The 21,515-nt window shown below is 33.1% G+C and carries 22 protein-coding genes; 12 read left to right on the plus strand and 10 right to left on the minus strand.

Translation table 11 applies throughout. The features are described 5' to 3' along the window. The first annotated feature begins 308 nt into the window (after window positions 1–308). From ABEY15_RS16650 to ABEY15_RS16660, 3 genes are all read left to right on the plus strand, one after another. Window positions 309–1,331, plus strand: coding sequence for an ROK family protein (locus ABEY15_RS16650; RefSeq protein WP_429891267.1), 1,023 nt, complete (start codon window positions 309–311; stop codon window positions 1,329–1,331). 86 nt (window positions 1,332–1,417) lie between these two features. Further along, window positions 1,418–1,798 carry a VOC family protein gene (locus ABEY15_RS16655; RefSeq protein WP_429891268.1) on the plus strand — a complete coding sequence of 127 codons (381 nt, stop codon included), beginning with the start codon at window positions 1,418–1,420 and terminating at the stop codon, window positions 1,796–1,798. A 171-nt stretch (window positions 1,799–1,969) separates the two neighbouring features. Further along, the gene (locus tag ABEY15_RS16660) at window positions 1,970–3,211 is read left to right on the plus strand and encodes an MFS transporter (protein WP_429891269.1); all 1,242 of its coding nucleotides are present in this window, start codon (window positions 1,970–1,972) and stop codon (window positions 3,209–3,211) included. Window positions 3,212–3,411: 200 nt separating this feature from the next. On the opposite strand, the gene ABEY15_RS16665 is transcribed toward ABEY15_RS16660, so the two are convergent. Beyond that, the gene (locus tag ABEY15_RS16665; protein WP_429891270.1) at window positions 3,412–4,242 is read right to left on the minus strand and encodes an SDR family oxidoreductase; all 831 of its coding nucleotides are present in this window, start codon (window positions 4,240–4,242) and stop codon (window positions 3,412–3,414) included. A 102-nt stretch (window positions 4,243–4,344) separates the two neighbouring features. Here ABEY15_RS16665 and ABEY15_RS16670 point away from each other — a divergent pair, with 102 nt between their 5' ends. Further along, the gene (locus tag ABEY15_RS16670; RefSeq protein WP_429891271.1) at window positions 4,345–4,707 is read left to right on the plus strand and encodes a MerR family transcriptional regulator; all 363 of its coding nucleotides are present in this window, start codon (window positions 4,345–4,347) and stop codon (window positions 4,705–4,707) included. Window positions 4,708–4,896: 189 nt separating this feature from the next. Here ABEY15_RS16670 and ABEY15_RS16675 read toward each other — a convergent pair whose 3' ends face one another. Continuing rightward, complete coding sequence (locus ABEY15_RS16675; protein WP_025568369.1) at window positions 4,897–5,097, minus strand: cold-shock protein; 201 nt, start codon at window positions 5,095–5,097, stop codon at window positions 4,897–4,899. Window positions 5,098–5,378: 281 nt separating this feature from the next. On the opposite strand from ABEY15_RS16675, the gene ABEY15_RS16680 reads away from it, so the two are divergent. Further along, entirely contained in the window at window positions 5,379–5,846 is a 468-nt protein-coding gene (locus ABEY15_RS16680) for a CarD family transcriptional regulator (RefSeq protein ID WP_429891272.1), read from the plus strand. A gap of 241 nt (window positions 5,847–6,087) precedes the next feature. Here the strand turns inward: ABEY15_RS16680 and ABEY15_RS16685 are convergent, their stop codons facing one another. The 3 genes from ABEY15_RS16685 to ABEY15_RS16695 all read right to left on the minus strand — a co-directional run bounded on the left by ABEY15_RS16685 (window position 6,088) and on the right by ABEY15_RS16695 (window position 7,530). After that, on the minus strand, window positions 6,088–6,300 hold the full coding sequence (locus ABEY15_RS16685) for a hypothetical protein (RefSeq protein ID WP_025568371.1): 213 nt from the start codon (window positions 6,298–6,300) through the stop codon (window positions 6,088–6,090). Window positions 6,301–6,647: 347 nt separating this feature from the next. Then, window positions 6,648–6,848, minus strand: a complete 201-nt coding sequence (locus ABEY15_RS16690; protein ID WP_025568372.1) for a cold-shock protein — start codon at window positions 6,846–6,848, stop codon at window positions 6,648–6,650. Window positions 6,849–7,194: 346 nt separating this feature from the next. Continuing rightward, complete coding sequence (locus ABEY15_RS16695; RefSeq protein WP_429891273.1) at window positions 7,195–7,530, minus strand: YciI family protein; 336 nt, start codon at window positions 7,528–7,530, stop codon at window positions 7,195–7,197. Between the two features lie 240 nt (window positions 7,531–7,770). Between ABEY15_RS16695 and ABEY15_RS16700 the strand changes: the two genes are divergently transcribed. From ABEY15_RS16700 to ABEY15_RS16715, 4 genes are all read left to right on the plus strand, one after another. Then, a complete protein-coding gene (locus ABEY15_RS16700) occupies window positions 7,771–8,229 on the plus strand; it encodes a MarR family winged helix-turn-helix transcriptional regulator (protein ID WP_429891274.1) in 459 nt (152 codons plus the stop codon). Window positions 8,230–8,244: 15 nt separating this feature from the next. Then, window positions 8,245–10,083, plus strand: a complete 1,839-nt coding sequence (locus ABEY15_RS16705) for an ABC transporter ATP-binding protein (RefSeq protein ID WP_429891275.1) — start codon at window positions 8,245–8,247, stop codon at window positions 10,081–10,083. Window positions 10,084–10,274: 191 nt separating this feature from the next. Next, window positions 10,275–12,884 carry a phosphoenolpyruvate synthase gene (gene ppsA / locus ABEY15_RS16710; protein WP_429891276.1) on the plus strand — a complete coding sequence of 870 codons (2,610 nt, stop codon included), beginning with the start codon at window positions 10,275–10,277 and terminating at the stop codon, window positions 12,882–12,884. Between the two features lie 140 nt (window positions 12,885–13,024). Further along, the gene (locus ABEY15_RS16715) at window positions 13,025–13,642 is read left to right on the plus strand and encodes a LysE family translocator (RefSeq protein WP_429891277.1); all 618 of its coding nucleotides are present in this window, start codon (window positions 13,025–13,027) and stop codon (window positions 13,640–13,642) included. Window positions 13,643–13,741: 99 nt separating this feature from the next. On the opposite strand, the gene ABEY15_RS16720 is transcribed toward ABEY15_RS16715, so the two are convergent. The 4 genes from ABEY15_RS16720 to ABEY15_RS16735 are packed head-to-tail and all read right to left on the minus strand — an operon-like array spanning window position 13,742 to window position 17,288. Then, window positions 13,742–14,050 (minus strand): CHY zinc finger protein, encoded by a 309-nt coding sequence (locus ABEY15_RS16720; protein ID WP_429891278.1) that lies wholly within the window; start codon window positions 14,048–14,050, stop codon window positions 13,742–13,744. Window positions 14,051–14,091: 41 nt separating this feature from the next. Further along, entirely contained in the window at window positions 14,092–15,198 is a 1,107-nt protein-coding gene (locus tag ABEY15_RS16725; RefSeq protein ID WP_429891467.1) for an acetyl-CoA C-acyltransferase, read from the minus strand. After that, a complete protein-coding gene (locus tag ABEY15_RS16730; protein WP_429891279.1) occupies window positions 15,194–16,660 on the minus strand; it encodes an AMP-binding protein in 1,467 nt (488 codons plus the stop codon). The genes ABEY15_RS16725 and ABEY15_RS16730 overlap by 5 nt, the downstream gene beginning before the upstream one ends. A gap of 49 nt (window positions 16,661–16,709) precedes the next feature. After that, complete coding sequence (locus ABEY15_RS16735; RefSeq protein ID WP_429891280.1) at window positions 16,710–17,288, minus strand: biotin transporter BioY; 579 nt, start codon at window positions 17,286–17,288, stop codon at window positions 16,710–16,712. 550 nt (window positions 17,289–17,838) lie between these two features. Between ABEY15_RS16735 and ABEY15_RS16740 the strand changes: the two genes are divergently transcribed. After that, complete coding sequence (locus tag ABEY15_RS16740; protein WP_429891281.1) at window positions 17,839–18,261, plus strand: hypothetical protein; 423 nt, start codon at window positions 17,839–17,841, stop codon at window positions 18,259–18,261. A gap of 82 nt (window positions 18,262–18,343) precedes the next feature. Then, entirely contained in the window at window positions 18,344–18,925 is a 582-nt protein-coding gene (locus ABEY15_RS16745) for a VanZ family protein (protein ID WP_429891282.1), read from the plus strand. 179 nt (window positions 18,926–19,104) lie between these two features. Here the strand turns inward: ABEY15_RS16745 and ABEY15_RS16750 are convergent, their stop codons facing one another. Continuing rightward, a complete protein-coding gene (locus tag ABEY15_RS16750) occupies window positions 19,105–20,181 on the minus strand; it encodes a DUF3900 domain-containing protein (RefSeq protein WP_429891283.1) in 1,077 nt (358 codons plus the stop codon). A 352-nt stretch (window positions 20,182–20,533) separates the two neighbouring features. On the opposite strand from ABEY15_RS16750, the gene ABEY15_RS16755 reads away from it, so the two are divergent. After that, window positions 20,534–21,454, plus strand: coding sequence for a DMT family transporter (locus ABEY15_RS16755; RefSeq protein ID WP_429891284.1), 921 nt, complete (start codon window positions 20,534–20,536; stop codon window positions 21,452–21,454). Window positions 21,455–21,515 lie beyond the last annotated feature (61 nt).

Genomic DNA, 21,515 nt, shown 5'->3' on the forward strand with positions numbered 1-21,515 from the left:
TATTTATTTATACTCGTTGCTATATAGAAGTTCTTGATTATTAGAAACTATACAAATATTAGAAATGAAAACTATAATATAAATCAATTTTGTTTTGGTTTTCAAGCATTCTCATTTTTATTACAACTATATTAGTATGGTTAAGATATAAACTTAAGTCCGTGAATATCTATATTTAGGTTAACCAAAATGAGATATTAAATGTACTGGTTACATTAGTTTCAATTGTTTTAATCAAGTGTATATGGTAAATTAAGGTCATCAACTTATTAAAGGCGTTTAATAAGTTTTTTAAGGCGGTGAATTTAGTGAATGAATTTTTAGCAACTCCAAGCAATATGAAGAAAATGGTTCTTTGTGGTATTCGTACAACGCTCTTAAAATTAGGCAGTGCAACTAAAGTTGAATTAAGTCAAAGGTTAGAAATTAGTTTTCCGACAATTAGTAAGTTTCTAACAGAAATGGAAAAAGAAGGAGAAGTTCTTTTAGTCGGATTAGATCATTCTAGTGGTGGAAGAAGGGCAAAAAGATACTCTTACAATCCTGAACATATGTTAGGTTTAGTAATATTCTTAGAGGGAACTGAAACGAACTATATCATTTTTAATTGTGTTGGTGAAGTAAAGGAACAAGGCAAAGCACCGAGTGCATTAATAGATAAAAGTTTGCATTTTTTAACGATGACCATTGAAAAGATCATAACTAAATATCCAAAAATCAGTTCAATGTCGATTGGAGTACCAGCGGCGGTTGATAATGGAAAAATCTTTTATATCCCAGGATACGAACAGTTTCAAAACATTAATTTAAAAGAATATTATGAAGAACATTTTTCGATTCCTGTCATAGTAGAGAACGATATGAATGCAGCTGTTTTAGGTTTTCACAATAATAGAGGGATAAAGGATAAACAATCCCTTGTTTATTTGTATTCAGGTCAAAACGGTCCAGGTGCAGGAATTATGGTAAATGGAGATGTTGTAAGAGGAAGTACATTTTTCTCAGGTGAGGTTTCATTCGTACCTCAATATGATGAAAGAAATTTTGGACAGGCATTAGAAATTAGAAGAGGACTTAAAAACCTAATAATAAGTGAGGACTATGAAATTGATGCAATCAGCAGATTAGTCGCCTCATTTGTAGCGATCATTAATCCTCATATCATCATTTTTTGTAAAGATGAAGTTGAAAACGAAATATTAGATAAAATTAGAATTGCTAGCTCAAATTATATTCCGTCCGAACATCTTCCTGTGCTTTCGACGAGTGATTGGAAAAAAGACTATTTAATTGGATTACAGAGTCTTTGTCTTAAACTTATGATCGATTGAATAATAAAAAGATATTAATATATGGTGGTGATCTTCATTTAACATAAAATTTTAGAAGAAAATACGATTGGGGAGGATAAAAATAAATGAAAATTGAACATGTTGCTATATGGGTTAAGGATTTGGAAAGGATGAGGGAGTTTTACGAAACATTTTTTAATTGTAAGTCTAACAATAAATATCATAATAGCGAAAAGAAATTTGAATCTTATTTTCTTACCTTTGAATCTGGCGTACGATTAGAAATTATGCGTAAAGAGGGTATTGTTAAGAGTAATCCCGGTGATCAATTTGGTTGGGCTCATATAGCAATCTCCTTAGGAAGTGAAGACGCTGTCAATCAGATGAGTGCCAAAATTAAAAATAGTGGTTATTCCCTCGTTAATGGTCCTCGTTTGACTGGTGATGGGTACTATGAGAGTGTTATAAAAGACCCTGAAGGAAACTTGATTGAGTTGACTGTATAATTAATACCGCTAGAATGTTGGAAAAAATGACAACAATATTCGATTAAGTATTATGAAAGAGTTTGAATAAGTAAGTGATTCGATACTTATTAAACACCTTTAATAAGTATGTCTCACTTCACTTTTTAAACATATTTAAAAAGTTTTGAAACTAAAACTAGGAGGTCAAGTATGCACTATTCATTAACTAGCCGTCAAATTCAACTATGGCGGGTCGCCATTTATTTCATTTTTGCTCTGACCGGATTTGCATTCGCATCATGGGTATCTCGTACGCCTGCAATTAGGGATGCACTAGGTTCTACAACAGCAGAGATGGGTGTAATCATTTTTGGGCTTTCGGTAGGATCAATAATCGGACTGATAAGTGCCAGTATGCTTATTGCTCAAAAGGGCGGACGTTTTGTTATGGTTTTTGGGCTATCTGTGGTTTCTATTGGACTCTTAATTGTTGGAATCAGTGGTTCATGGCTGACAAATAGTATTATGGTATTTTTAGGGCTTGTCATTTTTGGTTTTGGGCAAGGAATATGTGATGTAGCGATGAATGTAGAAGGAACCACAGTTGAGAGAGCAACAAAAAAGTCGCTCTTAACCGGTTTTCATGCAGCGTTCAGTTTGGGTACGCTTCTTGGAGCATTGGTTGGTTCGACATTGACTAAGTCGGGAATCTCTGTACCTATTCACTTGTCACTTACAGCCTTGGTTATCGTTTTGACTGTTTTTTCTTTATACCGTTTCATACCTGCTGACACAGGTAAAGAAGTTGCTAGTGACGCTGTTAAAGTAAATAGAACGAAGGAATATATGGCTGTATGGAAAGAACGACGCACAATCATGATCGGTATTATTGTACTTGGAATGGCTTTCGTTGAAGGATCAGCAAATGACTGGTTACCACTTATTATGGTTGATGGTTATAATGTTACCCCAGCTATGGGTTCCATTGCATATGGGATATTTGTAGGTTCAATGACTATTGGACGTGCAATAGGAGATAAAATATTAGACCGTTTCGGTAGAGTGATTGTTTTGCGTTCATCTGCACTTTTGGCTTTTGTAGGACTGATTATTGTTATATTGAGCCAAAGTTTTGAGATAGCAACGATTGGTATTGTATTTTGGGGACTTGGGGCGGCATTTGGTTTTCCAGTTGGACTGTCCGCTGCAGGAGACGATCCAAACAGAGTAGCTGCAAGAGTAAGTGCAGTATCCACGGCCGGTTACCTAGCATTCCTAGTAGGACCACCATTTTTAGGAATTATCGGTGAACATATAGGGTTACTTCGTGCTCTAATTTTCGTACTTATTGCTGTAACGATCTCTGGACTGCTTTCAAAAGCTGCGAAACCAATTCGAAACCATAATAATTTAGAAATGGAATCTAAAGTATCTAATTCCCTAAAATTGTAGTTTTGAAAGTATTGTTCTACCAATCTGAAATATTTAAACAACGTGTAGAGGATAATCATTAAACGATTATCCTCTATTTCTTTTGATTAGTTAAAGTAGGGAAATTCTATTAAAAAGGTTGAAAATTCCCCTAACCATTAAGCAAAATAGGGAAGATATTTTTTTAAAACTTAACTCTAAGAATTCAAAATTTTAACCAATCATTTTTTGAAATAGTGACCCATTTCAAGATTCGAAATCAAACTTGATTGTGTTGGTCGCCATCCTAATAGTTCTTGAGTCTTTTCGCTTGACCTTGGAATATCTTGCGAAGCGATCATACCTAGAAAACCAAAGTGCTCGAATGCTTTTTCTTTAGGAATGCTGACAATAGGCAAATTAAGGTGCTTACCGATGACACTCGCTATGTCATGAAACGGTACTGCTTCATCTGCGACACCATCTAAATATGAAGCAGCAGGAGCTTTTTCCAAAGCAAGGCGGTACAATTTTGCAGCGTCAAGTCGATGTATTGCCGTCCAGCGGTTAGAACCTTCATCAATATATGCAGAAAAACCTTTTTCACGTGCAATATTTATGAGTGCCGGAACAAAGCCCTTATCACCAGGCCCATGCACAGATGGAGCAAGCGACACAATTGAAGTTCGAACTCCACGTTGCCCAAGTTCTATTACTGCGTTATCAGATGCTGTTCCATTGTAGTGAGCAGTGGTCACAAATGGCTTACCAGTTCCTTCCAAAGCTCTACCAATCGTCTCGATGACGTTTAAATCGGTTTTTAATGAGTTCGCAAAATCAGAGAAGTCATTATTAAACGCTAGATGGATAACGCCGTCAGCAGCCTTTGTACCATTATATATACTCTCGAGTTCATTAAGATTTCCTAGATGTACTTCAGCCCCGACTTCTCTTAGTTTCTCAGCACTACTGTCAGAGCGAGTAAGCCCGATTACTTTATGTTCTGCATTAATGAGTTCTTGCACTACGGCAGTACCTACATAACCAGTTGCACCTGTTACAAATATTCGCATAATTTTATCCTCCTGAAACTGTTTAATTGTTTAGTTGCTTGAACAATTGTAGTATAAACTATAGAGTTGACTCTAAGGCAATGCGTTTTAGGAGGAATTTTTTTGAAGATTAATGAGTTAGCGAAAAAGATGGGTTTATCAGTCCACACTATTCGCTTTTATGAAAAAGAAGGCTTGTTGGACAGTCGTCACGTTCAAAGAGAGGAAAATAACTATCGTAACTATTCAGAAGAAGCGGTTGAACGCCTGAAACTCATCAAAAAATTTCAGGACATAGGATGTTCTTTAACTGAACTAAAAGAGATCTTAGAAGACAAAGACAAAAATACCCGAACTAATCAACAGGTAATTGAATGGATTTCTCAAAAAATGACTGAAATCGAACGGATGAGAAATGAATATGATCAAATGCTTGTAACTCTTAAAATCATGTTAGAATACAGGAAGACATTAGATAATGATTAATTTACTAACGATTTTCTTTTAGTAGAAATTTGTATATCCATTTTTTATAAGCTATAATACTTTAAACCATTTCTTTACCTGAGCTCCACGATTAAATTTCCCCCTATTCTTAAATGAATAGGGGGTTTTTTTTTATTAGATAAAAAAAGTCAGATTCTAATATTAGAATCCGACTTTTTAATTTTTTTATTATGCTTTTTTAACGTTAGTTGCTTGTGGTCCGCGTTGTCCTTGTTCTACATCAAATGTAACTGCTTGACCTTCATCTAAAGATTTAAATCCGTCAGTTTGAATTGCTGAGAAGTGAACGAACACATCATCACCATTTTCACGCTCGATGAATCCGAAACCTTTTTCTGCATTAAACCATTTTACTTTACCTTGTTCCATTCTTGTTTCCTCCTAGTGCGCTTTACACACATTGTAATAATTCAATCATAACATTAAATGTAAAGATAATCAAATTCACCTATATATTGGTGAATAACATATTTATTATGATCAATCTTTACTTAATTCTTAGTCATAAATTTTAAAAATAAAAACACTAGCTAAAAAAATCCATTTACTTATTGACATGTCTTATTTATTACTGGTAAAATATTTGTTTTGACAAAAAAACGATAAATGTTATGCTTATATATGTTCATAATTAAATGGGGGTGTAGATAATGTTTGAAGTTGGTGATAACATCTTTTATCCAATGCAAGGAGCAGGTGTAATCGAATCTATTCAAGAAAAAGAAGTACAAGGTGAAATACAGCAGTATTTTATTATAAAATTACTAATTAAAGAGATGGAAGTAATGATTCCAATTTCAAAAATGAGTAATTCAAGAATTCGAATGGTCGTTGATTCAAATACACTCGACAATATATTAATAAATTTTCATAATGGTGAATCTGATCGTTCTCTATCATACAAACAAAGATTTAAGCTAAATACTGAGAAAATGAAAACAGGTAATATTGAAGAAGGCGCAGAAGTAGTACGTGATTTAATGCGTATAGATAATGAAAAATCTCTTAATTCAAGTGAAAAACAAATGTTAGGTAACGCAATTAAAATTTTTATAAGCGAACTTGAATTAGTTAGAGGGATATCAGAAAGCCAAGCCAAAGAACTATTATTCGGGTAAAAAATCTTTAACTCAACTTACAAAGGAAGATTACACAGAATTTCAAATTTTCAAATCATGTATGAAACGAAACCCCTTATATAAGACAATAGCCCCGTTCAATTTATGCTATTGTTCCTACTTTTAAATTCCATTTAGAATATAATGTTGCTAATTTAAAATTAATCCATTATATATTGAAAAACTGAAATCGAGTATCTATTTCGTATATAATTTGTTCAACGATAAAAAAACATCCAATTTATTTGGATGCATATTTAAGTATTCCGCTTAAAAAGAGTGAATCTTCTAACTGTGTGCACTCTTTTAGTTTGATTAATCCATCTAGTTCTAGTTCCTTAGCTAGTTTTTCAATTATATTTGTATCATTTTCCAAGGAATTTTTAATGTCGATTATAAAGAAATTTCCTCTTGTTGCAAGTCGAAGGTTCTTTAATAGATTTTCCTTACTCATTTTCACATCTCCCTTCTAAATTATATAATTCGACACAGAAGAGGTGTTGTCCTGTAAATTCAATTAAGATACAAATTATTTGTAGGATGATATTTTATCTTAAGAGTATAACATTAATAATTATCCTACACTTTCAATATACAAAAACACATAGTATTTAGAATAAAATTAGCTTTATAAAGGTATAAAATGAATGTTGTGTATTCATTTTTTATAAGCTATAATACTCTAAACCATTTCTTTACCCGATTTCCACGTTTATAAAACCCCCTATTCAATGAATAGGGGGTTTTTATTTTATTTGATAAAAAAAAGTCAGATTCTACAATAGAATCCGACTTTTTTAATTATGCTTTTTTAACATTAGTAGCTTGTGGTCCGCGTTGTCCTTGTTCTACATCAAAAGTAACTGCTTGACCTTCATCTAATGATTTGAATCCTTCAGATTGAATTGCTGAGAAGTGAACGAATACGTCATCACCATTTTCACGCTCGATGAAACCAAAACCTTTTTCTGCATTAAACCATTTTACTTTACCATGTTCCATTTTCTATTTCCTCCTTATGTGCTTGAACACATTTAATGTTTATATAATAACAATTTAAATTAAGATAATCAAATTGTTTTACTAAAAAATAGGTCTTTTCACTTATTTAATTGGAAATTATAGGATTTTCTTTAATTTTTAATTAGAAATCATTAATTTAGATCCAGTTGAATTTACGAGAGTTTGTATTGAAACTGCAAAAGAAGCAGGTCTTTTTTAAGGATACTTACTTGAAATCGAGTGACTAAAATTATATAGAGTAAATAAACAATAATAAAAAGCAAATGGACAGTTCAACCCAGATCCGTTTGCTTTTTTATTTCATTCTCTTTTTTCAACAGCTACGTCACGAATTTTGTTTAGGGAGTACTGCGAGCATCGGATAATATTCCGTAGTCATAATCCTAGCTATCACGGCTGGATCTTCTTCGATAAGTTTTGGGACTTGCGCTTCATTTTCAACTTCAATTATTGCAATTCCATGAGGTGAAGAAGGATTTCGAACCGGTCCAAACACTAGAGCTATTCCCTGGTTTTGTTTTTCTGTCCAATAAGCAATATGTTTTCCCATAATATTCCGTTCTTCATCTGTCATGTCCTGTTGAAATGTTGTTCTTGGGGGAATAGATTTTAGCATAAAGTGTATCTTTACTGAATCATTAATTAATGTGTTATCTGCCATCCTTATTTTACCTCCATTCATTCTGATGATCTTTACCTTTAATTATTTCACAAATCCCTTTTGAATACACTTTACAATTTAAGATAAATGAAACTGCTGAATAATTTAAGAGATGCAGTAGAAAATATCCTATTGTCTTTTTTATTAATAATTTTTAATTGTACAAATGAACAATAAAGATTTATTATTAGTTTACAATGTAAACAGTTTATAAAGTAAACTAATGTAAGGGGTGATATGATGCCAGATTTTCAACAAGCAATAGATTTAACAAATTCGTTTATTTCAATTGCGCGCCAACTAAAAAGAATAAACTTACAAACTGCAACTAAACTTGGGATAACCTTCCAACAGTTAATTATCCTCAATTCAATTCGAAATAAAGAAGGGCTATCACAAAAAGAACTAACTGAACGAATTAGAACTGCTAAAAGCAGAGTGAGTCTTAGTATTGATGAGTTGGAGAAGAAAAATTATGTAAAAAGAGAAACGTCAGTTATTGATCGCAGAGAAACTCAATTATTTTTAACGCCCGATGGTGAAGAATTATGTCAACGCTATCGCGAGGAATCAGAAGCATATAAGAGTTTAGCAAATTCACTGGAACAATTTACTCAGGATGAGCTTAATATACTTATAGACATGCAAAAAAAAATTTTAACTGATTTATCAAATGAACAAACTAATTGTTCGAAATAAGGAGGACGTTTAATTATGTCAGGATGGGGTGGTGGACCTCCGATGGGTCCCCATGGTTTTGGGCGAATGAAATATGATAAAAACGCACAAAAACCTAATATATCAAAGGCAATACTACTTAGAATTGCAAAATATTTTATTCCGTATTGGAAGCAAACAACACTTGTTGTGCTTATTTTATTAGTTACTTCAGTACTAGGCATTTTACCGCCTATCATCATTCAACATATTGTTGATACAGCCTTACCAAATAAAGATTTAAGTCTCCTAATCTATCTCGTACTTGCCTCACTTAGTACTACGATTATTTCAGAGTTATTGGGTGTGTGGCAAAATTATTTAAATGCATATGTTGCCCAAAAAATTATTTACGATATGAGAAACCAAATGTATCTTCATTTACAACAAATGCCATACCAATTTTATTCGAACGTAAAGCAAGGTGAAGTAATCACCCGAATGACGGCTGATATTTCTGGTGTTAAAGCTGTTTTTGATAGTACGATTGTGAGTTTCGCTAATAATCTATTCATTCTTATTTCTACCGCTACCACATTGTTAATAGTGAACTGGAGGCTTGGAATACTAGGATTAATCATTGTACCATTATTTATTCTACCGACTCGTAAAATGGGGAATGTTCGTTGGAGTATTGCAAAACAGACACAGGAAAAAACAAGTGAGCAAAATCATATTATACAAGAAACATTAAATATTAGTGGTTATTTATTAATGAAGCTTTTTACAAAGGAACAAAGGGAATTTAAAAATTTTGATGACATTAATGTACAGGCTACTAAACTTAAAATAAAGGAATCTATGGCAGGCCGCTGGTTTATGATGATTTTATCAACCTTTACTAGCATCGGCCCAATGCTCATCTATTTATATGGTGGATATTTATTTATTCACGATCAGATTACAATTGGGGCTATTATTAGCTTTGTTGCTTTACTTGGCCGTTTATACGGGCCAGTTGGACAATTAACAAATCTTTATGTAAATATTACAAGTTCGATCGCTTTATTCGAACGTATTTTTGAATATTTCGATATGAAATTAACGATAAAAGATCGTGATGATGCGACTGAAATGAATGTTACTCATTTAGATATTGAATTTAACGATGTATCATTTTCTTATCAGAAAGATAAAACGGCTTTACAAAATATTTCCTTTATTGCCCCATCCGGTACAATGACTGCATTAGTTGGACCTAGTGGCGCTGGTAAAACAACCATTACCAATTTAATTCCTCGTTTGTATGATTTCACTTCAGGTTCAATCAAAATTGGCGGACGTGATATTAGAGAATTTACCCTAGAATCATTACGGTCTCATATTGGACTTGTTACACAGGATAGCTATTTATTTAATGGAACGATTAAAGAAAATTTATTATATGCAAGCCCTGATGCTTCAGATGAAGAAATTACGAATGCTTGTAAGGCAGCATATATTCATGATTTCATAATGGACTTACCAAATGGTTATGAGACAATTGTAGGAAATCGAGGTATCAAACTTTCAGGAGGGGAAAAACAAAGAATTTCAATCGCCCGTGTATTATTGAAAAATCCTGAAATCATTATTCTTGATGAAGCAACTTCCTCATTAGATACTTTATCTGAATTTTATATTCAAAGTGCAATACAAGGATTATTAAAAAATAAAACGTCCATTGTAATTGCTCACAGACTTTCAACTATTATGGCTGCGGATCACATCATTGTGTTAAAGGATGGTCAAATTGTTGAGGAAGGCAAAAATGAAGAATTGTTAATGCAAAATGGGTTATATAAAGAATTGTATAATAAACAGTTTGGTAGAAAACCAATCGCATCTATTGAATAGAAAAAAAGCACAGATTAATTTCTGTGCTTTTTTCATTATATATAGTAGTTAATACATTTTTTGTTGATTCGGTTTTGTTACATATTCTTCCTAATTTAATTATACCATAAAAAAAATGCTCAAAATAGACTTTATCTTCTTATTTTCTACTGATAAAATCAATAGACATTAAAGGTTAGGAGAGATGTGGAATGAATTCTTTAGTTCTCGATTTCCAGGAGATTGATAAAAACCAACTTTTACTCGTTGGCGGAAAAGGGGGAAATTTAGGTGAATTATCAAAAATTCAAGATATAAAAGTACCAGAAGGATTTTGTATCACAACAGAGGCATTTCAAAATGCCATCGAACAAAATCAATCCTATCATGCTTTATTAGATCAACTAACAATGTTAAATATACAAGATCGAGATCAAATTCGTGAGATTAGCAGAAAGATTCGAGACATTATTTTGGAAGTAGTAATCCCTACCGATGTTGTAAATGCAGTTTCTAACTATCTCTCCAAATTCGGCGAAGAACTTGCATATGCTGTGCGTTCTAGTGCAACTGCTGAAGATTTGCCCCATGCCTCTTTTGCGGGCCAACAAGACACCTATTTAAATATTATTGGAAAAGAAAATATTTTGAAACATATTAGTAAATGTTGGGCTTCTTTATTTACGGATCGTGCGGTTATCTACCGAATGCAAAATGAATTTGATCATAGTCAAGTTTATTTATCCGTTGTAATTCAAAAAATGGTTTTCCCACACGCTTCTGGAATATTATTTACTGCTGATCCCATTACTTCTAATCGAAAGGTACTATCAATCGATGCAAGTTTCGGACTTGGAGAAGCTCTAGTTTCTGGTTTAGTATCGGCCGATTGTTATAAGGTACAAGGTAATGAAATCGTCGATAAAAGAATCGCAACAAAAAAATTAGCTATTTATGGTCGAAAAGAAGGCGGAACAGAGTCTCAGCAAATTGATCCCCAAAAACAAATCACTCAAACACTTTCTGAACAACAAATTTTACAACTCGCACAAATTGGCAGACATATAGAAGCTTATTTCCGTTGTCCACAAGATATCGAATGGTGTTTAGTAGAAGATACATTTTATATTGTCCAAAGTCGTCCAATCACAACTTTATATCCGATTCCTGAAGTGGATGACAAAGAAAATCACGTCTATCTATCTGTCGGCCACCAACAAATGATGACCGATCCAATCAAACCGTTGGGATTGTCGTTTTGGATGTTAACGTCTAGGGCACCTATGCGAAAAGCTGGAGGAAGATTATTTGTTGATATCTCACAAAATCTTGCTTCACCTGACAGCAGAAAAATGTTTATAGAGGCTATAGGAAAATCCGATCCGCTCTTAAAAGACGCTCTTTTAAAGGTTGTAGGACGAGAAGATTTTATGGAATCACCTGTGAATCAAGCACCGACCCCAACTCGAAATGATCAAACACAATCGTCGTCGAGTTTTAAAGCACTGATCGAAAACGATCCAACAATTGTATCTGAATTGATTAAGAAAAACGAAACATCAATTGAAGAATTAAAACAAACCATTCAAATGAAATCAGGATCAGATTTAATGGATTTTATTTTAGAAGATCTTCAAAAATTACGAGAGTTATTATTTGACCCGCGAAGTTCGGCAGTGTTTATGTCTGCTATGAATGCTACAGAATGGATCAATGAAAGAATATACGAATGGTTAGATGAAAAGAATGTAGGAGATACACTTTCGCAATCTGTACCAAATAATATTACTTCAGAAATGGGTCTAGAACTTCTGGATGTCGCCGATGTAATTCGCCCTTATCCAGAAGTAATAGAATTTTTACAACAAGTAGAAGATGATAACTTTTTGGATGAATTGATTAAATTTGAGGGTGGACAGGAAACTAAAGACGTAATCGATGATTATCTGAGAAAATATGGAATGCGATGTACTGGTGAAATTGATCTAACTAGAACTCGTTGGAGCGAAAAACCATCTACACTCTTACCAATGATTCTTAGTAACATCAAAAACTTTAAGCCGCATGAAAGTAGACGGAAATTTGAGCAAGGGCTAGAAAAAGCATTGCAAAAAGAACAAGAGCTTGTAGAACGATTATTGGAATTACCAGATGGTAAACAAAAAGCGGAAGAGATAAAGGAAGTAATTAATCTAATCAGGAATTTCATTGGATACCGTGAATATCCAAAGTATGGAATGATTAGTCGCTATTATGTGTATAAGCTAGCTTTATTGAAAGAAGCTGAACAACTCGTTAAAACGAATGTCATTTTTGAAGTGGAAGATCTATTCTATCTCACATTCGAAGAACTTCAAAAAGTCGTTCGCACAAAAAAACTAGATTACCAAATCATTAACAAACGAAAAGACGAGTACAAATTATATCATAAACTAACTCCTCCACGAGTTATAACATCTGATGGTGAAATTATTGTAGGTGAATACAAACGGGAAAAACTTCCACCTGAAGCGATTGTAGGTTTAGCTGTTTCTTCAGGTGTAATCGAAGGAAGAGCACGTGTTATTTTAAATATGGAAGATGCAAATCTAGCAGAAGGTGACATATTAGTTACTTCATTTACTGACCCAAGCTGGACACCATTATTTGTAGCAATAAAAGGACTGGTCACTGAAGTTGGTGGACTGATGACACACGGAGCGGTTATTGCTCGAGAATATGGCTTACCAGCAGTTGTCGGTGTAGAGAATGCTACAAAACTGATAAAAGATGGGCAAAGAATTCGTGTACACGGTACTGATGGGTATATTGAAATATTATAATTGTTGAATGCATAGGCCGTTTTTCCAAATGTGGAAAGCGGCTTATTTTTTATTGAAATATATAATAGTTTAGGCAATTACTGCAAAATATTGTTGTATAATAGTCTAAATATAAAGTAACGAGAGAGGAGATGAACATCATGCTTTCATTTATTTTAGTTGTATTAACGCTATTTTTAATACCGGGACCCGCTGTACTTTTAACATTATCCCAAACAATGAAAGGTGGGAAATGGAATGGTATCTTAACAGGCATTGGTATTGCTGTCGGTGATTTAATTCACACATGTGCATCTGTATTTGGACTTTCTGCAATTTTAATGACTTCAGCATTTGCTTTTGAAATCGTTAAATATTTAGGTGCAGCTTATTTATTTTATTTAGGAATCATGGCAATCATTAAAAAATCAAAAAACAGTAAAAAATCAACTGATCAAAAAGAAGTAAATAGTAAACTTTCATTCCGTCAAGCAGTGCTGATCGAAGTATTAAACCCTAAAACTGCACTATTTTTCTTAGCTCTTTTACCTCAATTTGTTCAACATAATGGACATCCGGTATTCCTTCAACTTTTAACTCTTGGTTTGACATTTGTATTACTTAGTATTTTGTACACAACTTTATTAGTACTTTTATCAAGTGTAATCGGTAAAAAAATCTTTAGTAAAAAAACAAAAGGAACAAAATGGATGGGGAAAGCGATTGGGTTAGTCTACATTGGGTTAGGTTTAAGAGTTGCTCTTCAAACGCAATCATAATAGTTAAATATTATTCTATATTAAAAAAAGGAGGCCGACTGGCATCCTTTTTTATTGTTCTTATATTAGTGAAGTTCCAAATTTTGTATTCTTATCAATTCACTTAAAATACAAATGGTAATGGTTTTTACACCCTGGATTAAAGTCAGATTCACATTTAGGACATTTGTAGTGACAATCTTGATATTCTTGAATTGTTAATTCCTCATGACAGTTACCACAAAGAATTGCTTTTGTTTGCCATTCATCTTTGCCCCAGACTTTTGGTTCATGGTTAGTACTTTCCTCATGGCAAAAATAACATCCATAGTATGTATCACAACACTTGAATTTGATGGCAATGATATCTCTTGATGTATGGTAATGTTGACAGCGTGTATGCTTGTCGATTGAACCGATTACTTTCATATTTTTACCTCTCTTTATACTTCTTACTACTTTATGATTTATTAATTTTGTTTTACGATTTCGAATAAGACAGCTAATCCAATTCCACCACCACTTCCAATTGCAGCCAAAACATAATTTGATTCAAAGTTTTTTCTTCTTTGAACTTCATAAAAAAGTCTCGTGACCATGATACTTCCAGATGCTCCATACGGATGGCCGATCGTTAATGCTCCACCACAACTATTTAACTTGGAAGTAGGGATGGAAAGCTCCTTAGAACAGGCTAGTACTTTTGAAGAAAAAGCCTCATTTATTTCAAAAAGTTCAATATCTGCAACTGTTAGTTTGTTTCTATTTAATAATTCTTGAATAGCAGGGATCGGTGCCGCACCTGGATAATTAGGATGAACACCAGAAACTTGACTATCCACAAATCGTAAAACTGGTTTTAAACCGTATTTTATTGCTTCATTTTCTTCCATGATTAGAACAGCAGAGGCTCCATCATGAATTCCACAACTATTTGCAACAGTGACTGTACCGTTCTTTTTAAATACAGGTTTTGCTCTTTTTAAAAGTTCGTCCATTTTCCTTTTTTTGAAAAATACTTCATCTTGGCCGAAATCTCCAACTGGAATAATTTCTTGATTGAAGAGTCCATTTTGTTGAGAGTCCCAGCTTCGAGTATAACTTAATAAAGCATATTGATCTTGAGCTTCTTTTGAGATACTGTATTTTTCAGCTACATTTTCCGCTGCAATTCCCATTTCAGGATCACCAATTTTGCTAGGTGCAAATCTAGCTCTAGCAGGAAATGGGGAAGTACTAGTACTTTCAACTCCTCCAGCAAGATAACAATTTCCAGCACCACCTTGAACTAAGTAACAAGCCATTCGAATCGCTTCTAATCCAGCGCTACATTGGCGATCAATTGTGATTCCTGGGATTTTAAGAGGTAGATCCGCTTCTAACGCGGAAACTCGAGCGACATTTCCACCTGGTCCTACAACATTGCCTAAAATGATGTCCTCAATTTTGTCTTCTAAACCATTTGCCAAATGCTTGAGCAATGGGGCAGCAAGCTCATGCGGTTGAAAATCTCGTAAAATTCCACCTTTTTTTCCGATAGGTGTTCGCTTTGCTTTGACAATGACAGCTCTCTTAATTTTTAGTCACCTGCATTTCAATTTGTTTAATTAGCTCTGCCCGTGCGATTTTTCCACTAGTCGTATACGGCATTTCATTTTGAAAAAACCATTTACGAGGTATTTTATAAGCTGATAAGTGTGTCTTACAAAATCTTTTTAAGTCAAACGAATTAGATTTACCTTTGACCACTGCTGCAACAATCTGACCCCAGTACGGGTTTGAAAGACCAACAACTGCAACTTCCTCAACATCTGGATGAAGAGAAATAACCTTTTCGATTTCTTCAGGAAATATATTAATACCTCCGTATAGAATCATATTTTTTTCACGTCCGTTTATTGTTAAAAAACCGTCTTCATCAATAAAGCCCATATCATGAACTGTAGCCCAGCCGTCATCATCTTGAATTGAATGAATGGTTTTTTCATTTTCTTCAAAGTAACCATTTATTAAATACTTACTTTTCACATATATTTTTCCAGTTTCATTCGGTTTAGCTAACTCTTGGTCTGGTCGACGAATTTGTAACTCCACACCATAACAAGGTTTTCCGACAGTTTTTGCCTTATGGACACCATCTTTATCCGACAAAACGGTAATGAAGCTTAATTCACTAGCCCCAAAAAATTCGTAAATCGTCATAGCAGGAAACAAATGACGAAATTCGATTTTAGATTTTTCGGTCCACTTTGCACCAGACGAAAGTATTTTCATCGCATGATCGACTTGAATACCTTCTTTAATTAATGCTTCAATCATTGTCGGAACAACATAAATTGTCGTAATAGGAAAAGAATTGATTCGTGATATTACGTTTATAGGAGAAAACTTTTCTAAAAGAATAACTGTTCCACCTAAATATAATGTACTAATTGCACCATATAAAAAATGTGAATGGATCAAAGCTCCAGGTATAAGAGTTTGATCTGCTTCATCTAATCCAAAGTCAAAGCGATTGCAATCAAAGCTAGCAACCCATGAATCTTGAGAACGGATAAATGCTTTCGGGCTACCGGTTGTACCTGAAGTAAATCCGACATAGAATGGTAGGTTCTCATTTATCTCCATTGAAGATAATGTAGCAAATTGAGCAATTTCTAGTAAGATATCATCTAAAACCTTCACATTTGGATGGATCGAATAAATCTTATTGTACATTTCTTTTGTTGTAACAATAATCGAAGGATTCGAAAGTCTTACCCTTTTTTCCAAATCCGCTAGATTCCATTTCATATCATATGGAACAGCAATCCAACCTGCTTTAGAAGCTCCCGTAAACATCTGCAAGAACGAGATACCATTCGGTAAAAGAATACCAATTGTTTTCGAATTTGATCGATAAGAGTGTAGCCAATTAGCCGTTTGATTAATTAATTGATTCCATTCCTTATAACTGATTTGTTCATTACTCGTATGTATCGCAATTTTGTCAGGCGACAATATAGCGTTTTTCTGATAGGTTTCTGTAATATTTGCCATTTTAAATCACCTCTATAAAAAAGAGACACAACAAGCGTGTCCCAAAGATTTACATATTTTCTGTTGATTGATTTGAATAGTTTTTTGTCAATGTGCTTGAAAAAACTGGTTGCTGTCTTAGTTTGAAAACTAAAATTGAAGCAAGAATCGCTTTTAATACATCTCCTGGAATATAAACTAAACTTAATTTAGCCGCTGTCAAAACTGGAATTCCCATCATTACCGCTTGAATTGGGATACCGATTAAGTAGATTAATAGAATTCCAACAGTCAAGTTAATCATTAAGACATGTTTTAATTTTAACGTTTTAAAACGAGATAATAAAAACCCAATTACAAAAGCCGTGATAGGCCATGAAATTAAATAACCAACACTTGGTCCTGCAAATACACTAAAACCGCCACGACCACCAGATAGAAGCGGCATTCCAACTGCAACTAGTAATAAAAAGATAGTTTGGCTTAGTGCACCTAATCTTGCACCTAAAACACCACCGGTTAGAAGAACACCAAGAGTTTGTAAAGTAATTGGAACTGGTGTAAAGGATAACATAATCGGAGGAACTTGTCCAAGGACACCCATAACTGCTGCAAACATTGCTACAAATGTAATTTCTTTGATTTTCATTTTAATTCTCCTACTGTCAATTTTCTAATAACTTCTTTCATATTAATGAAACTTAAAATATATGTCAACTAAATATTTTAGTTGGTTAACATATGTTATAGTAAGATAGAAAACTAGAAAAAACGAAGAAGACAGACTTAAAGTTGAGAGTAGAAATTGGAAGTCTTTATAGATGGGTGGAGTAACTAAAATTATAGTAATTGATTCACAGGGAGCGTGTAATTCTACTTTTGCTAAAAATTTAGAAAACACGCTATAAATAGATGTAATAAGACTTCATCAAGTATCAGATAGTAACCTTGTAGTTATTTTAAAATCTCCGAAAGAAGTTAAACGATATTTACAGGAAAGTAGATAATTAATGTAACTGATGATTATGGGGCGCTTTTGGTGGCTCCTTTTTTTGTAGTCAAGCATAATAGTTTACCAAAAAATAACCATAGTAATTTAAACGAATTTTCGACATTTTATTCAAAACTGTTCCAAATTTGTAATAAATTGTTAGGATTTGAAGTGTTATATTAATAAAAACAGAAGGAGAGGTTATTTAATGAAAAATCTAAAATCGATATTTTTTTCAACAATAGCTGTATCATTTTTGAGTCTTGTTTTTATTATTCCTGCATTTGCTAGTACAAGTATCTTCAATCTCAAGATGAATAAAGTTTATTTAGATGGAAGAGTGGATGGCGCTTATCATAAATTGGATGCAGGTAAGGTATTAATTAATGGTTCTACTTATGTTTACAGTAAAGATGCAGGTGCTAAAAACACCCCAACTCAATTATTGTTTAGTCTTTGGAATTCAACTTCTGGTAACAGCTTTGGATCTGTTCAAGCAAAAGTAGGTAGTAATTTTTCAGGAACGTTTAAAACAGTAGGTGGAGGAACTAAATATTATTTAATAATAACAAGAGTGGATGGAAAAGACGATGGGAATAATATCAAAGGTTCTGGAACACTAAAAAATTAGAAATATAAATTTAAAATTATTAAAATAACACAAAAATATGTCTTTTGTAGGTTTGATTTTGATTTGAAGGAGATTTTCTTATATGGAAAAGGCGTTTTTTTTTAATGGCTGGATATTATATGGATCTATAATTATATTATTATTGATGTTAATTGTTTTAAAGATAAAATTCAAAAAAGATATAGTGCATTTATTCTTTTTCACTATTATGTATATCTATTTATGCTTTGTTCTTAATTATACTCAATTTCCAATCTATGTATCCCAGACTTTCAGGAACATGATTGGACTACATACATGGAAAAACTTGAATCTAGTTCCTCTTGTTAACCTTACAATGCAGGACCTTGAGACTTCTTTATTGAATGTTTTAATGACAATACCATTTGGCTTTGGACTTCCTTTTATCACAAAATGTACATTTAAAAAAATAGTCATAGCTGGATTAATAATCGGAGTCATAATTGAGTCTTTGCAAGGGGGTATTGGACTACTTAATGGTTACACCTTTAGAGTTGTTGATATAAATGACATCATATTTAATTTTACAGGAACGTTAATTGGATATAGTATATTTAAATTGTTTTCTTATTTATTTAAGTTAACAGTTAAAAAAAGTAATGTAAAATTAAACTCGCTATTAAAACATATATTTGATGCTTAAGAAATGATTTAATTTGAAAAAAGACTAGAATGTTTTTACCAACTTTCTAAAGGTATTCACTTAGAAGTTGACGCCCTAAAGCAACCTAGTTGTAATCAAAAAGACAGCAAGCTAGTAATAGCCAACTGTCTTTTATTTTTTACTACATTCGTTATTTTTTAATTGAGTTATTCTATCGATCAATATCCTGGAATATTTACTTTCTGGCCAATTCTCTCAATTACATCATCCAATTCGTCCGGTTTCAAAAACTCAATCGGAGAAAAACCCTTCTCAAATTGCAATACATCAGCTTCTAAAATTACGACATATCGACCGTTTACTTTCGCAATATGGAGGTTATCACCGAAATCAGCTAGTAAACCTTTAACTGAAAAGTGATCCGCTTTAAATGATAATTCAATTTCTGGTGTATGTTCCACGATTTGTGCCGCTGCTTCGATTACTTCATTGGGTGTAAAATGCTCTTGAATTTCACGTTTAGGACTTGCTGCCCAGACTTCCATTGCTGCATCGAATTGTTGTCTTTCAACGCTTTCCTCTTCAAATACATCTTCAATTTTGTCATATACCATTTCCATTACTTGAGATTTTACAATTTCAGGCATTGATTCAGAATAGGAAACAAATTTTAAAAAGTCTTCAAAATATCTTGCGTGAGATGCTTGATGGATTTTTAATTCACTTTCTGAGATCATCCCTAATTCTTCCATATAAGGGTATTGAATCGATTTCATATTTTTCGTTGTAATTGCCATTTCAACTGTTTTAATGAGAGTAGATTCATCTGAAATGGAGGCAACTTTTGGTTCAAAATCGCATTTTAGTACAAATAAGAAGGGATCATCAAAATATTTCCTTAGTTTCGCTTGAATAACTAGAAATGCTCCTCCGCGAACGGCACTAGTATCAATGTAATTAATGACTAAAGTTTCATTTTCAGCTTTAAAATCTTCAATTGATTTAGCATCACGTATACGCTGGAATAAATTATAATTTGGATTTGAGTCTAAGGAGTGGCCTTCTTCGACAATAAAGTGACCTAATTTTGTAGGTACAGAATCAGATTTTGGATGTTTTTCAACTTTTCGATTTACAATTCTTTCAAGTTCACCTTCTAAAAAACCTTTCAATGCGCTTTCTTCAAACATTGATTCATCTAATGTTTGGAAATGTTTATATCGTTTATCGGATTGTTCACCTTTACCTTCAACAGTAACAACATAAAACGATAAATATGTAATTTCAAAATCCATCCAATCACCTTTTCCTATTTTTCTGTATTTAAGTATATTGATGAGGATTCGTTGAGTCAATCAAGAACTAATCAAGTTTTGGGCAAAATTTCCATAAAAACTATCATAAGATAGAGAAATTTTACAGTTATGAGACAAATTCATTACACACTATGATAAAATAAAGATATAATTTAATGTGGAACCAATAAAATTTAAAGTACTTGGATGTGGGAATATCACATCTTTTTTTCGTTAAGTGGGAATAAATTGGCAGCAATGAAGTGATTTCAACGTAGTCGCCAATTAGGCTCGTCAATCAACGAGTTTTCTTTACTTGCAATTTTATGGGACCAACTTATATGGAGAGGGGATGAGAGACCTGAGAATAGATAGAATAGCTACCATCTCATTAATTATCGTAACATTACTTTGGGGTACAACATTTGTAGTAGTCCAAAATGCGATTGCTTACGTTGAACCGTTTGCATTTAACGCATTTCGATTTATCCTCGCAACTTTAGTCCTTTTGCCATTTTTAGTTAAAAGAAAACAAAAAACTAAATTAACGGTTAAACAAATCGTTATTACTAGTGGTATTGGATTCATGTTGTTTTTAGGGTATTTACTACAAACATTTGGATTGAAGTATACAACTTCATCAAAATCAGGTTTTATTACTGGTCTATGTGTTGTATTAGTACCTGTTCTTTTATATTTAGTCTATAAAGAACGGTCCAACTGGTCTACCGTAATCGCATGTTTAATTGCATTACTAGGATTAAGTTTCTTAACTTTAGGTGATTCATTTTCTGTAAATCTTGGAGATGTTCTTACACTAATTGGGTCGGTTGCATTTGCATTCCATATTATTTTATCAGGAAAGTATACGAAGCAAATGGATCCAATTACCTTTACAACGATTCAACTAGCAACAGTCGGCATTAGTAGTACGATTTTCTCCCTAATTTTTGAAGATACTTCCGTTTCTTTTTCTAAGGAACTTTGGGTCAACCCGACATTCATTTTTGCAGTGATTGTGACTGCAGTATTCTGTACGAGTATCGCATTTTGGGTCCAAATGTTTGCTCAACAACATATTTCTTCAACGAAAGCTGCATTAATTTTTATTTTTGAACCTGTTTTTGCCGCATTTACTGCTGTACTTTTTGCAAATGAAACATTATCGATCGAAACAATTATCGGTGGGACATTTATTGTAGGTGGCATGTTGTTATCTGAAATACCTTTACCAAAGAAACGAGCAAAAGAAGTAAAAAATGAGGTAATATAGTAAGAAATGTAAGAAATTTTAAAAAAATGGTTATACTACACATTGACAGATACTATTTGTT

The sequence above is a fragment of the Gottfriedia acidiceleris genome, from assembly GCF_050457485.1.
GTDB lineage: Bacteria > Bacillota > Bacilli > Bacillales > Bacillaceae_G > Gottfriedia > Gottfriedia acidiceleris_D.